Source organism: Treponema denticola (assembly GCF_024181645.1).
Lineage (GTDB): Bacteria > Spirochaetota > Spirochaetia > Treponematales > Treponemataceae > Treponema_B > Treponema_B denticola_A.
Window position 1 is genome coordinate 1,012,891 of sequence record NZ_CP058624.1, and the last position, 12,815, is coordinate 1,025,705.

At 38.7% G+C, this 12,815-nt stretch carries 12 protein-coding genes and 2 tRNA genes; 4 read left to right on the plus strand and 10 right to left on the minus strand.

From position 1 onward, the window contains the following. Positions 1 to 27 precede the first annotated feature (27 nt). The 10 genes from HO345_RS04830 to HO345_RS04875 form a co-directional block, all read right to left on the minus strand. Positions 28 to 110: transfer RNA gene (locus HO345_RS04830), tRNA-Leu, on the minus strand. Positions 111 to 175: 65 nt separating this feature from the next. Next, complete coding sequence (locus tag HO345_RS04835) at positions 176 to 2,716, minus strand: penicillin-binding protein 1A (protein ID WP_253684303.1); 2,541 nt, start codon at positions 2,714 to 2,716, stop codon at positions 176 to 178. Between the two features lie 224 nt (positions 2,717 to 2,940). Next, positions 2,941 to 3,975: a lipid II:glycine glycyltransferase FemX gene (locus tag HO345_RS04840; protein WP_253684304.1), complete on the minus strand. Its 1,035-nt coding sequence runs from the start codon at positions 3,973 to 3,975 to the stop codon at positions 2,941 to 2,943. 9 nt (positions 3,976 to 3,984) lie between these two features. Continuing rightward, positions 3,985 to 4,896: a LysM peptidoglycan-binding domain-containing M23 family metallopeptidase gene (locus HO345_RS04845; RefSeq protein ID WP_002690209.1), complete on the minus strand. Its 912-nt coding sequence runs from the start codon at positions 4,894 to 4,896 to the stop codon at positions 3,985 to 3,987. Further along, positions 4,883 to 5,299, minus strand: coding sequence for a hypothetical protein (locus HO345_RS04850; RefSeq protein WP_010697486.1), 417 nt, complete (start codon positions 5,297 to 5,299; stop codon positions 4,883 to 4,885). Before HO345_RS04850 ends, HO345_RS04845 begins: the two co-directional genes overlap by 14 nt. A gap of 54 nt (positions 5,300 to 5,353) precedes the next feature. Then, a complete protein-coding gene (gene fdxA, locus HO345_RS04855) occupies positions 5,354 to 5,524 on the minus strand; it encodes a 4Fe-4S ferredoxin (RefSeq protein WP_002670897.1) in 171 nt (56 codons plus the stop codon). 334 nt (positions 5,525 to 5,858) lie between these two features. Further along, positions 5,859 to 5,931 (minus strand) — tRNA-Phe (locus tag HO345_RS04860). Positions 5,932 to 6,009: 78 nt separating this feature from the next. Beyond that, positions 6,010 to 6,780 (minus strand): exodeoxyribonuclease III, encoded by a 771-nt coding sequence (locus tag HO345_RS04865; RefSeq protein WP_253684588.1) that lies wholly within the window; start codon positions 6,778 to 6,780, stop codon positions 6,010 to 6,012. Positions 6,781 to 6,793: 13 nt separating this feature from the next. Next, a complete protein-coding gene (gene map, locus HO345_RS04870; protein WP_253684305.1) occupies positions 6,794 to 7,540 on the minus strand; it encodes a type I methionyl aminopeptidase in 747 nt (248 codons plus the stop codon). Beyond that, positions 7,527 to 8,363 carry a DnaJ domain-containing protein gene (locus HO345_RS04875; RefSeq protein ID WP_253684306.1) on the minus strand — a complete coding sequence of 279 codons (837 nt, stop codon included), beginning with the start codon at positions 8,361 to 8,363 and terminating at the stop codon, positions 7,527 to 7,529. Before HO345_RS04875 ends, map begins: the two co-directional genes overlap by 14 nt. Positions 8,364 to 8,515: 152 nt before the next feature. Here HO345_RS04875 and HO345_RS04880 point away from each other — a divergent pair, with 152 nt between their 5' ends. The 4 genes from HO345_RS04880 (at position 8,516) to HO345_RS04895 (ending at position 12,788) form a co-directional block, all read left to right on the plus strand. Beyond that, complete coding sequence (locus tag HO345_RS04880; RefSeq protein ID WP_253684307.1) at positions 8,516 to 8,983, plus strand: glutathione peroxidase; 468 nt, start codon at positions 8,516 to 8,518, stop codon at positions 8,981 to 8,983. Between the two features lie 158 nt (positions 8,984 to 9,141). Continuing rightward, positions 9,142 to 10,683, plus strand: a complete 1,542-nt coding sequence (locus tag HO345_RS04885; RefSeq protein WP_253684308.1) for a phytoene desaturase family protein — start codon at positions 9,142 to 9,144, stop codon at positions 10,681 to 10,683. Then, on the plus strand, positions 10,676 to 11,839 hold the full coding sequence (locus tag HO345_RS04890) for an iron-sulfur cluster-binding domain-containing protein (protein WP_253684309.1): 1,164 nt from the start codon (positions 10,676 to 10,678) through the stop codon (positions 11,837 to 11,839). Before HO345_RS04885 ends, HO345_RS04890 begins: the two co-directional genes overlap by 8 nt. A gap of 22 nt (positions 11,840 to 11,861) precedes the next feature. Further along, positions 11,862 to 12,788: a DUF5692 family protein gene (locus HO345_RS04895; protein ID WP_010697479.1), complete on the plus strand. Its 927-nt coding sequence runs from the start codon at positions 11,862 to 11,864 to the stop codon at positions 12,786 to 12,788. Positions 12,789 to 12,815 lie beyond the last annotated feature (27 nt).

The following is a 12,815-nucleotide window of genomic DNA, read 5'->3' on the forward strand; positions in this document are numbered from 1 at the left end:
AGAACCCAAATATTAGGTTCTTTTTTTTGCGGCGAACTGGACTTGAACCAGCACACCCGTTAAGGCATCAGCACCTCAAGCTGACGTGTCTACCATTCCACCACCGCCGCAACTGAAACGGATTTTATCAGATAATCAAAAAAAAGTCAATAGCAAGATAAAACTTAATTTTATTTTATATCCATGGATTTCCCGATTCTGCTGACTCTTCATTAGTATTTTTAGTTTCGGTTACGCCCTCACCGCCTGCCGGAGGATCCATAAAAATTGAAGGATCTATTTCAATAGGAGTGGTGTCTATTTTTATTTCTTCTTCTCCCTGAGCCATTCCTGAGTCCTTAATTCTGTCTATACCGATATCCCGTAATTTTATACCGGCTGTATGTTCCGTACAAATCTCTGTCGGTTCCGTTCCATATAAAAAGGGAAGGGTAATGGTTTCATCCGTGCAGTTTTCTGAAGGAATCATTCCCGATTTTTTACATACATCAACCATTATTATGCCTTTTTCCGGTCTTACAAAGTCTTTAAAGGGCTTATTTTTATGAACCTCACGCATAAAGTTTGCCGCTACATATCCTGAAAGCATTGAACCGGTATTGTCTGTTCCTAGTGAATGGCTGCCTCTATCAAACCCATACCAAACAATGGCCGAATAGTATGGAGAGTATATTGAAGTCCATGAGTCCGACCAGTTTTGCGTTGTTCCTGATTTTGCTGCCATAGGCATTCTAAATACCTTTCCGGTTTTTTCATCCTTATAATCAAATTTCTTTCCGCCTGATGTTGCTCCATAAAGAGTGCCTAGAGTGAGTGTCTTTTTTAAAATCTCAGTCATTATAAAGGCATTGCTTGGGCTTATAACCTGCATAGCTGCTCCGCGTTTTCTTTGCTCAATTCTAAGGTCAAGCTCCGGATCCATGATTGTAACTCCGTCCCTATTTTCTATAGCTCTTACGGCTATAGGATCTACGGCACGCCCCTGATTTCCGAAGATAGCAAAGGCTCTTAAAAGCTGGATAGGCGTTACGGCGCTTATTCCGAGAGCCAGAGGATAGACCTTTTCAAAGGTTTTATTTATTTCGACAGGGTCTGTGATTCCCATAAGACTTGAAATACGGTCTATGGCTCTATCAAAGCCTACTAATTCAAGAGTTTTTATAGCGGGAATATTTAAAGAGAGCGGAAGAGCTTTATATACCAGAACAGTGCCGTTCCACTTTCCTCCGTAGTTATTAGGAATATATTGTACTCCGTCAGCAGACTCAAAAACCTGAGGACTATCGTCCATTCTTGTAGCGGCTGTAATTACCTTTTCATCAATAGCTGCAGAATATATCAAGGGCTTTATTGTACTTCCTACCTGAAGCTTTGATTGAGTTGCTCTTATAAGCTGGTTGCTCTCACTGTATTGGCTTCCGCCGATAAGGGACGTTATATATCCTGTTTCATTTTCGATAGAGATAAAGGTACCTTCTACCACCCTTTCCATCAATACTTCCTGCATTTTAGCTGTTGACTGTTTTGTAAGAGTTTTTAGGTTGTCGATACCGCACATTAGGGCGAGTACATCGATGGTATTGTTCAGTTTGTTTCGATAATAGGAATTTGTTTTTACCTTGAGCTGTTTTTCTCCCATGCTAAGGGATTCTATTCCAAAACAAAGGCTCAAAAGGGCAGTCAGGTTGCTGTATTGTTCTGCCTGACTGAATGATGTGGAGGTCGAGGCCGAAACCTTGTCATTAGCTATCGCAATGTATTTTTGAAATTCTTTATCGGCTATTTCTTGATGCCGTAAATCACAGGTTGTATGTACGGTATAGCCGTCCTTATAAAGGTTCATAGTGCCGTATAGCATATTGTCGGCCACTTCGCGCCTTACATATTCCGAAAACCATCTGGCCTTATCTTCGCGGGTAAGCCATGCCGATAGGGCAATTCGGGTATAGTCAAAGTTAGCCCAGTAGTCTTCAAAAGATTCTGCAGCCTCTTCCTTTGATATAAAGCCAAGACCTATCATTCCTTCAAGTACATTTTCCTGTCTTTCCTTTGCCCTGTTCGGGTAATTAAAGGGATTGTATTTTGTAGGGTTTGAAAGCTGAATAATTAAGATAGCCGCTTCTGCCGGCGTCAGTTCGGAGGCTGAGTGTCCGAAATAAAAGCGTGAGGCTGCACTTACACCGTTTGTTCCGCCGCCAAAATAGGCTTCATTTAGGTAGAGCATCATTATCTCGTCTTTTGAGTGCCGCCTTTCCATCTGGATAGCCCACCAAAGTTCTTTTATCTTTCTTTTTACACTTTTATCGGTTCTGTCGCAATAGAGAATACCTGCGATTTGCTGAGTAATTGTACTTCCGCCTCCTAATGACCTTCTTGTAAGTTGTCCTATGACAGCCCTGATAATCGATTTTATTCTAAACCCCTTGTGCTCGTAAAACAGACGGTCTTCACGGGCTAAAAGAGCTGCAATAAGGTTGGGCGAAATGTCTCCGTAATTGATAAGTTCCCGCTTTTCGTCCAAGGAGAATTCGGTGATGAGATCGCCTCTTATGTCCAATATTCTTGAGGGCAGGGCCGGATTAAAGTCGACAAATAATTCGCTTTGTTTTATGTTTTTCGTCATTGCCATCATTTTTCCCAGGGCAAAGGCTCCTCCGGCTAGGATTAAGAAAATCAAAATAAGATATAGATATATTATCTTGCTCAGCTTATTCATATCTTTATATAAGAACACAATTTTAAGTTTTTTACAAGTAGGGTAGGTTAGTTTTGTCTGAAGATTAGAGAAGACCGGCTGCGGTATACCTCAGGATAAAAGGCCGGGCAAAAAAAGAGCCGGTTAAAAAACCGGCCCGCCCATCAGGCTATCGGCGGATGGTGGGTGGGAGGGGAACCATCCGCCGATATTTATTTATCGGCTAAGGATAAAAAAACTTAAAGCTATCTGCGTTTATTTTTTAAAATAATCCATCTGATTTTATTTGCAATATTAAAAAGTTTGTACATAAAAGGCTTATACACAAAGTCGAAAGTTCCTATGTATTCTACCAACTGCGGATTATATCCCGATTTAAATTTATGAAAACCGTACCATGAATCCGCCGTATTCGGATTAGGACCTAAGCAGCCCCAAAGGTCAAAAACTGAACAATTTAAATTTTTTCCGTATTTGATTGCTTCCCACATTATAAGATTATTGGGCATTAATTCGCGATGATTATTACCGGAGGCTCCATAAGGGTAATAAAGTTTACCGTTAAAATTAAATAGAATCCATGCGGTTAAAACTTCTTCATTGTAAACCGCCTCAAGTATTTTTAAGCTATTTTTGGGAAATATTTTAAATAAGTTTTGAAAATATTTAGCATTATGATTAAAAAAGCCTTGTCTTTTTGTGGTTTCTTCCATCAGCCTTATATAGTCTTCCATACCTTTTTCGGTTGTATTGTCTACTATTTTTACTCTTTTTTTTTCGGCAAGGCGGATATTATATCTTGTTTTGGAATGAAAAGAAGCTAAAAGCTCGTCACAATCTTTGTTTATATCCAGATGAAAGTCATATTTTGTAAATAAAGGTTTTCCTCTGACTCCTCCATTGGATAAAATATATTTTTCTGTTTCGATAAACGATTTGGTAACTTCATTTTCACTTGATACGGGTTCGTATACATCGGGTTCTATTTTTATAAAAATTGCATTATGTTTTTTTGCTGTTTCTTTTATAATTTCTAATTTTGCATTATCAGGGATTATACCCTTTGCCGAATAGCCTACCGTATATTTTGTTTTAGATAGTTTTGAAAAAATTATTTGCAAGCCGCCTACTAATTTTCCGTTTTCAAAAAAGCCTATCCTTTCAGGAACAGCTCCCATGCTTTCTTTAAAATCACCCCATGCCCATGATTGAATGGGATGAGATACAACCTTGTCGAATTCGTCTTTATATTCGATTGTCAAGAGTTTTGCTTCTTTCATGTATAACTCCTATTTTTGTGTGTTTACAAAATCGGCAGGATTTTTCGGTATACCTTGCTCATGTATTTCAAAATGAAGATGAGGCCCCGTAGACATTCCGGTAGAGCCCACAGCACCGATGATTGTACCCGATTTTACGGTTTCATTCAAGCTTGCATAAACCTTGCTCAAATGGCCGTATAGGCTGGCTCTTCCGTCGGTGTGGGTTAAAATAATATAGTTGCCGTAAATTTTGTTATAAGATATTTCCTTTACCCTGCCTGCGGCACAGGCCATGACAGGACTTCCGGTGGGAGCCGCAAGGTCTATTCCCGGATGATAACTTGCCTTGCCGGTAAAGGGATCCTGCCTTTTTCCGAAGCCCGAAGTTAGAACGGCATCTTTAAGAGGAAAACGGTAAAAAGGCATAAAGAAAAAGGCTCTTACCGTTCCGTCAAAAATTTCTCCCGGAAAACAAAATATCTCCCGTTTTTCTTCCGGGCCGTATATTTTTATTTTTAACGGTTCCGTTTTATTCTTTCTAAAAAGAGCCTCAATGAGTTTTTCGATACTTGAAAGGGCATTTTCAGGAAGATAAACCGCCGGTAATGTCGGAAGAATCAGAACCCGTCCTGCAATATCTGTTTGAACAGACTCAATTCTATTTAATGTAACGATTGCATCATAGGGAATAGAACAGCGGGCTGCGATTTTTATTATGGTGTCTTCACTGTTCGCCTTGTACGTATAAAATCTGATAGGCAGTTCATTTCCTGTTTTAGCTGAAGCCAAGGCTTTACGGGCTTCTGCCACATCATCACAATATTGAACAAAGATATAATCGTCAATATTTAATTTTTCTATTTGAGGGTAGGAGATTTGGGCCTTTAGTACTGAGGCCGAGAAAAAGAATAACAAAAATAGAAATTTAAAAGCCTTCATTACCGTTATTTTTTGATTGGTCTATGCCGAAGGCTAAAAAACCGTAGATAACAAAAATTAAAATAAGTACAATTAGTGCCGGTATTTTATTAAATGTCAAAACCAGTTTGACACATAAGATAAGACCGCCTATTACGGTTATTTTTTTTAAGATGGAAATGATGAGTCCGCGAGGGCTTTTTTTATATGCCTTGATTGCTTTTTTTACCAATAGGTAAAGAATCCCGCATACAAAGATGCTTATGGAAATTATTGTGTACAAACTCACATTCGTAGCAGCCAAAAGCCACAAGGGATAGGCTACTGCAATACCTGCAAGTACACACACTCCGGCGATAGCCGAAAAGGTCAACAGGCCGAAAAAAACGGACCCGTATCCCTTAATAATTTTTCCAAAACTCATAAAACCCTCCGGACTCGTGATTAAGGTTTAACCCGCTTAAAAATTTGAGCCGGATTATTCCTCTGAGATTGCTTCAACAGGGCAAACGCCTGCACAAGCACCACAGCTGATACAGGTATCAGCATCAATTACGTGTTTGCCGCCGGCTTCGCTGATAGCGTTTACGGGGCATTCACTTTCGCACGCGGCACAGTTCGTGCACTCATTAGAAATTTTATAAGCCATTTGCATACTCCTTATCATAAATTTCCATATCTTTATTATAACATTTACATATAAAAAAGGCAATATAAAAGAGGTATAAAAAAAAGAGATTGGCACTTTTGCCAATCTCTAAATTAAACGTTCTTGAAATAAGATTCAAAACGTATCATTATCGGTTAAGAAAAACGGCATCCGGATGTCAAAATAATGCCGTCTGTAACCCCGACCGTATTTATAGTATCGGGTTTATATAAAAAAAACTTAAATTTTTTGTGTAAAATATGTAAAAAAAGACAAAATTTATGATAATTTTTAATAAAAAAAGGGATATAAGACATTCTTATATCCCTTTAAGTGCCGTCGGACAGAATCGAACTGTCGACACAAGGATTTTCAGTCCTTTGCTCTACCGACTGAGCTACAACGGCGTAACAGAGGCGATATTATCAGTTTTTCCAAATTATGTCAATAGATTTTTCAAATCTTTTTCCAATAAATTGCCTTAACTAATAGATTAACTTGACGGGGCAATGATCCGATCCCATTACTCCGTCTAAAATAAGCGATTCTTTTATCTTAGGTAAAAAGGAATCGTTTACACAGTGATAATCCAGCCTCCAACCGATATTTTTTTCTCTGGCTCTAAAGCGGTAGCTCCACCATGTGTATTTTGCAGGCTCTTTGCAAAAATGCCTAAAAGTGTCGGTATAACCCGATGAGGTAAACTCGTCCATCCATGCCCTTTCTTCAGGGAGGTAGCCGGGATTTTTTTCGTTACTCTTAGGGTTTGCAAGGTCTATGGGTTTGTGGGCTATGTTGTAGTCCCCGCAAAGAATTACATTGTTTCCTTCTTCTTGGATAGAATCGCAGAATTCGAGGATTGCGGCACAAAAGTCCAGCTTGTAGTCCAGTCGGGCTCCTCCGTCTTGCGAGTTGGGAAAATAAGCCGAAATAATCGAAACCTTGTCAAAGTCTGCAACCAAAACCCTTCCTTCATCATCGAATTCCTTTAAGCCCATTGTTCTTATTTGGAGGGGTTCTTTTTTTGTAAATATAGCCGTTCCCGAATAACCTGTTTTTTTTGCAGAAGCCCAATAGGCAAAATATTTTCCGTTAGGCAGGTCGGGTTCGGTAAGCTCCTTGCTAAGCTGAGCTTTTGCTGCCTTTGTTTCCTGCACGCAAAGCACATCGGGATTTTCGGTATTAAGCCAATCCAAAAAGCCTTTTTTTTCTACGGCCCTGATGCCGTTTACATTCCATGAAATAATCGAATTCATCAAAGCGGCCTTCCTATAACTGCGATAAGATTTCGGTGTGGTCTTCAAAGATGGCTACCGTGTGTTCCATGTGGCAAGAAACCGACCTGTCGGCCGTTACGACAGTCCAGCCGTCATTTTTTACCTCGACATCGGCTGTTCCCATGTTAATCATAGGCTCTATTGCGACTACCATTCCGGCTCTTAGACGGGGATTCGGTCTCATTCTTTCGGGTACATTCGGAATACTCGGGTCTTCGTGGACTCCGAGACCTACGCCGTGTCCGCAATAATCATAAACGACCCCGTAATTGTGGGCACTGGCCAAATTAAAGACCGCCTTTGAAATATCGGAAACTCTTTTGCCTGCCTTACATGCTTCAATCCCTGCATAGAGGCACTTAGTGGTAACCTCTAAAAGTTTGAGGTTTTCTTTTGAAACATTGCCGACAGGGTAGGTTACACAAGAATCGCTGATGTAGCCGCCTAAGTCTATCCCTATATCCATCGAAACAAGGTCTCCGTCTTTTACTATCCTTTTGCCGGGAACGCCGTGAATAACCTCTTCGTTTATCGAAATACAGGCAGCCCCCGGAAAGCCTTCGGAATACCATGCGGGAACGCCGCCGATTTTTTTTATGTAACTGACACAAAAATCATCCAGCTCTTTTGTACTAATTCCGGGCTTGATTACGGGTTTTAATTCTTCAAAGAGTTGAGCAAGGGCCTTGCATGATTTTCTGATACCGTTAATTTGTTCTTCCGTTTTAATTATAATCATAATGATTCTCCAGTTGATTTTGAATAATTTTAATTCCTCTTAATTTTGGACTAAGCTTCATTGCCTCATTGACATATTGTGAAGCTTTATATGTGTCGCCAAACCTATAATATATTTCGGACATACGCTTAAAAATGTTAGCCCTATCTATCTTTTTAAAATCCAATTCCAAAGCCGCTTCATAACAGTCTAGGGCAAGCTCGTCTTCAACGTATCTATGCAGTTTATCGCTTATGATGGATTTTATCAAGTCGGTAACTTCGGGAAAAAAGTGTTTAAAGTACGGCTTTTGTTTTTCCAAATAAAAGATTTCTTCTAAAAGTAAAAAAGATTCATAATACTCTCCGCGGAAATAAAGCTCTTCTGCAAGGACAAAGCCGCAGTCCATAAAATCTTCCCTATTAAAATACTTTGAAAGGTAGAAGCCTCCCGCCTCGCTTCTTCTTTTATTGTATTCTTCTACGGCAGATTGCTCCAATCCGTGAAAAAGATCGAAGAAGATGAGCTTAGCACGGCTTTCGTAGTCCGTTTTTTTTAAAAGCCATAGCCGATAATCAAAACTTTCGGCCGGATTTTTCTTTGAAAAAAAATCGAAATAATCAAAGGGGTTTTCACTGTTAGTTTTTTCTTTTAAGATGTTTTGATAGGCATTTAAAAGAAGCCTCATCGCCGACTCGGATTTTTCTTTTTCTTCTCCTGTTTTATATTGAATCAAATCGGGATGATGGAGTTTTGCTTTTTTTCTAAAAGCCGTCTTTATCTCGGCAATCGAAGCCTCAGAGGAGATACCTAAAAGAGCATAGTTATCGTCTTTTTTTTTCATAGAACCAGTGATGATAGCATTTATCTAAGCGCTTTGTCTAGTGTAAATTAAAAATAAAGAAAAACCGGAACTATTGAATTTATTTACAGTCTTTCGTATAATTTCGGGTATGAAAATAACTTTTTTATATAATTTTTTTAAGGAGAAATTTAATGGGAATTTATAATTACACAGTTAAAGACAGCTTGGGAAATGACTTTTCTTTTAAGGATTACAAAGATTATGTTATTTTAATCGTGAACACGGCTTGTGAGTGAGGTCTTACTCCTCACTTCCAAGGTTTGGAAGCATTATACAAAGAATACAAGGATAAAAAGTTTCTTGTTGCAGCTTTTCCATGTAATCAATTCGGCGGTCAAGATCCGGGCACAAACGAAGAAATCAGAAATTTTGCTCAAAGCAAGTATGGGGTTTCTTTCCCCATAATGGCAAAGATTGAAGTAAACGGAGAAAATACCGAACCTCTTTTTTCTTTTTTAAAAAAAGCTTCAAACGGTGAAGACATAAAATGGAATTTTGCCAAATTTTTAGTCGATAAAACGGGAGAAAAGGTTACCGCCTATGCTCCGACTGTTGCACCTGAAGACCTAAAAAAAGATATTGAAAAACTATTGAATTAGGTTTTAAATATATAAATCATTATAGATAATTTTTTAATTAATTTATTGCGTTTTTTTTACTTTGGTATATAATCTGTTATATCTTAATGATTGTGAACTTAATATTAATGACTGTTCCGATTATTATGTTTTTTACCGGTAAGGGATTTTAATGCTTTATGAAAAATTATGATGTCGTTATTATAGGAGCCGGAAACGGAGGGCTTGCATCTGCTGCAAGTCTTTCTCAGGCCGGAAAAAAGGTATGCGTGTTGGAAAAACACAATATCCCCGGCGGCTGCGGTACAAGTTTTTGCCGAGGCCGTTTTGAATTTGAGGTTGCTTTACATCAGCTAAGCTCCATGGGAACAAAGGAAAACCCCGGCCCGCTTCGCAAGCAATTTAGAAGATACGGAATCGAAGATAAAATCGAATGGATTCCTATCGAGTCTTTGTATAAAATCAATCTGCCTGATGGCCGGGGAATTACTCTTCCTGCAGATAAAGAAGAAGTTCAAAAAAAACTGATTAAAGAATTTCCTGCAGAAGCGGAAAACATCAAAAGATATTATCAAACCGTTTATAAGTTTAATGAAGAGATAAATTCTTTTAGGGCAAAAAGTGCAGGCTCTACAGGAGAACCTTCGGGATTAAAAAAATGGCTTACCAAAACATTATTCCCTTCCGTATATCCTACTTTGACAAAGTATGCCGTACGAAGTACACAGGATGTTCTTGATGAGTTTTTTAAGGATAAGGCTCTGCAATTATGTCTTTCTGCCTATTGGTGCTTTATGGGTGTTGCTCCGGAAAACTTTCCTTTTACGATTCTTGCGATGTGTACTTATATTTATACCGAAGATAAGCCCTTTTATGTGCGGGGAGGTTCTCAAGTTATAAGTCAGGCCCTTACCGAGATGATTCGGGAAAACGGCGGAACTATTTTATTTAATAAAAAGGTTGAACGCATTATTATCGAAAACAGAAAAGCCTGCGGTGTTATCGATGATGAAGGAGAAGAGTTTAGAGCAAAGAAGATAATATCCAATATTTCGCCTACTCAAACTTATGCAAAACTTTTACAAAAAGAAGAAATTCCGGATTCAATCCGATCGTATTTTAAAAGCTATAAACCCGGTATTTCCGCTTTAACTTGTTTTATCGGGCTGGACTGTCCGCCTGAAACAATCGGCTTTACCGACTCTTTTAATTTGACCTATTCAAGTTTGGATGCAAATGAAGATTTTAAAAATGCCTATAAACTGGATACCTCAATCGATCCGATTATTTCTACCTGCTATACCGTAGACGATCCTAAAGTTTCGCCTCCGGGTACAAGTATAATTACGGCCGGAACTCTTAAATATTCGGAAGCGTGGGAAAAACTTTCGCCTGAAGAATACCACCAAAAAAAATATGAGCTTGCTTCAACAATAATTGACAGGCTCGAAAAACGTTTCCCCGGTTTACGCAGTCATATTGAAGAAATAGAAGTTGCAACTCCCTTAACTCATATGCGGTATCTGGGACATCCTTCCGGCGCTATTTACGGATATGAACAGGATTTACGCTCTTCGGTATTTTTCTTTCCTGCAACGGATAATGTTATTCCTAACTTGGTTTTTGCAAGCGGATGGGTAAATACCTGCGGTTTCGGACCTAATTATATGTTTGCCGATAAACTTGCCTCGTCATTATTAAAGGAGATGGACAATGAGTGATCTTAAAACTCTTATTATAAGCCGTATGGAAAACGGAGCAAATATATTAAATGAATTGGCTGTTTCAAAAAGAATAGGGAAGGATATTACGGTTGACGCATCGGCTGTCGAGAAAAAAATCAATCAATATCATCCAAATATTATGAAACTCATAGTTTCTGAAACGGAAAATATCGGCAATTATGCAAAAAAAATCTGCTTTGTAAGCGAAACAGGTTTTTTACCGATTTTTGAAGCAGGGCAGTATATTAACCTCTTTGTTCAAATTGAAGGAGTAAGAACTTCAAGGCCTTACAGCCTTTCTTCTTCTCCGAAAGAGAAAAGCTATTTTGAAATTATTGTTGCAAGGCAGGAAAAAGGTTTTGTTTCCGATTATCTGATTAATAATGTAAAAGCAGGGGATAGGTTTGAAGCTAACGGCCCCGCAGGTGTATTTCATTTTAATCCGGTTTTTCATCATAAAAGACAGGTGTTTTTGGCCGGCGGAAGCGGTATAACCCCCTTTCTTTCGATGAGCAGGGAAATACTTCATGCCGGTTTGGATAGAGAAGTTTACCTTATCTACGGAACGCGGAATGAAGAGCTTGCTATAAATCATGAAGAGTTAACTCGTCTTTCTGCCGAATTTAAGAATTTCCATTATTCTTTGGTTGTGTCGAATGATCCCGAATGTAAAAAATACCGAACGGGTTTTATCGATGCCGAATGTATAAAGGCCCTTGTTCCGGATTATAAAAATGCTACCTATTATATTTGCGGCCCTGAAATTATGAATCAGTTTTGCAGCAAGGCTTTAACCGAAATAGGTATTTTGCCTAAACATATAAGGCGTGAAATGTTCGGTGCACGGCAGGATATTCAAAACGAACCGGGCTGGCCTGAAAACTTAAGCGGAAAAGAAACTTTTACGATAAAAGTCGGCGATAGGAAAATCCCTGCCTTATCCGGTGAAAGCGTTCTGACTGCTCTGGAAAGATCCGGTATAAGAATGAATGTATGCTGCCGAAGCGGTGAATGCAGTTTATGCAGAATCCGTTTGGTTTCCGGAACCGTTTTTACGGCTCGCGGAGTTTTAAGCCGATATGCGGATGAACTTTTTAATTATATCCATTCGTGTAAAGTTTATCCTATAAGCGACTTGGAAGTTATTTTGTAATTTTATTTATGGAGGTATTAAAATGTTTTTCTTTACAGGTTATACATTAAAAACTGTAATTGGATTTGTCTTTTTACTGGTCATGCTCATAGGGCTTAATGAATTGACAAGAAGGAGCAAATGGATTTCGATTATCTTTTATGTCGCTTTACCGATTGTTTTTTCTATCTTTGTTTGGCCTATCACGACTGCGAACGGAAGCTCAGGTGCAACATGGTTTGCATGGGTAAAAACTTATTCGGCCTTGGCAGGTGTAATAGGTTTTATGCTTTTACGCTATGTAAAGAAACTTGAAACAAACAAATTTATGCTTACCTTTCCCATGCTGATTTTGGTTATCAATATTTTGGAAGCTGTTTATGCGGATATTGAGTGCTATTCGATGCATGGGGTAGTACGCGGCGGCCTTTTGATGGAAGGAGGCCCTTGGAATATTATAAATGCAATTGCTGGTATATTTCTTTGCCTTTCTCTTTCAGGCTGGTTAAAAATAAAGATAAGCAATACGAAATCAAGGGATATGATTTGGGCTGATCAATTATGGTTTTGGATTATTGCATACGATTTATGGAATATTTCTTATTGCTATAACTGTATCTCAAACCGATCTTTTTATGCTGGATTTACATTGATAGTTTCATGCACGGTTGCGGAATTCTTGTTCAGAAAAGGTGCATGGCTTCAGCATAGAGCTCAAACCCTTGCTATCTTTGCAATGTTCTCGCTTACCGCTAATTATGCCTCATATACGGATTGGTTCGGCATTACCTCAACTCAGGCTGCCGCTCCGAAAACAGTATTTGCTGTTGCTGCTTTGATTGTAAACCTTGCCGTATTTGCTTACGAACTATACATTATAAGCAAAACAAAGCGTAATCCGCTTAAAGAAGAGGTTTTTACCGATTTAAAATCATACAAGGCAATTCTTGCAGAAAATAAATTGAACTAACATTACTAACGGCCGTACCAAGTACGG

Bases quoted from the DNA above. Each gene is read 5' to 3' on its own strand.
- HO345_RS04835 (WP_253684303.1), bottom strand. From the start codon at position 2,716: ATGAATAAGCTGAGCAAGATAATATATCTATATCTTATTTTGATTTTC.
- HO345_RS04840 (WP_253684304.1), bottom strand. From the start codon at position 3,975: ATGAAAGAAGCAAAACTCTTGACAATCGAATATAAAGACGAATTCGAC.
- HO345_RS04845 (WP_002690209.1), bottom strand. From the start codon at position 4,896: ATGAAGGCTTTTAAATTTCTATTTTTGTTATTCTTTTTCTCGGCCTCA.
- HO345_RS04850 (WP_010697486.1), bottom strand. From the start codon at position 5,299: ATGAGTTTTGGAAAAATTATTAAGGGATACGGGTCCGTTTTTTTCGGC.
- fdxA (WP_002670897.1), bottom strand. From the start codon at position 5,524: ATGGCTTATAAAATTTCTAATGAGTGCACGAACTGTGCCGCGTGCGAA.
- HO345_RS04865 (WP_253684588.1), bottom strand. From the start codon at position 6,780: ATGAATTCGATTATTTCATGGAATGTAAACGGCATCAGGGCCGTAGAA.
- map (WP_253684305.1), bottom strand. From the start codon at position 7,540: ATGATTATAATTAAAACGGAAGAACAAATTAACGGTATCAGAAAATCA.
- HO345_RS04875 (WP_253684306.1), bottom strand. From the start codon at position 8,363: ATGAAAAAAAAAGACGATAACTATGCTCTTTTAGGTATCTCCTCTGAG.
- HO345_RS04885 (WP_253684308.1), top strand. From the start codon at position 9,142: ATGAAAAATTATGATGTCGTTATTATAGGAGCCGGAAACGGAGGGCTT.
- HO345_RS04890 (WP_253684309.1), top strand. From the start codon at position 10,676: ATGAGTGATCTTAAAACTCTTATTATAAGCCGTATGGAAAACGGAGCA.
- HO345_RS04895 (WP_010697479.1), top strand. From the start codon at position 11,862: ATGTTTTTCTTTACAGGTTATACATTAAAAACTGTAATTGGATTTGTC.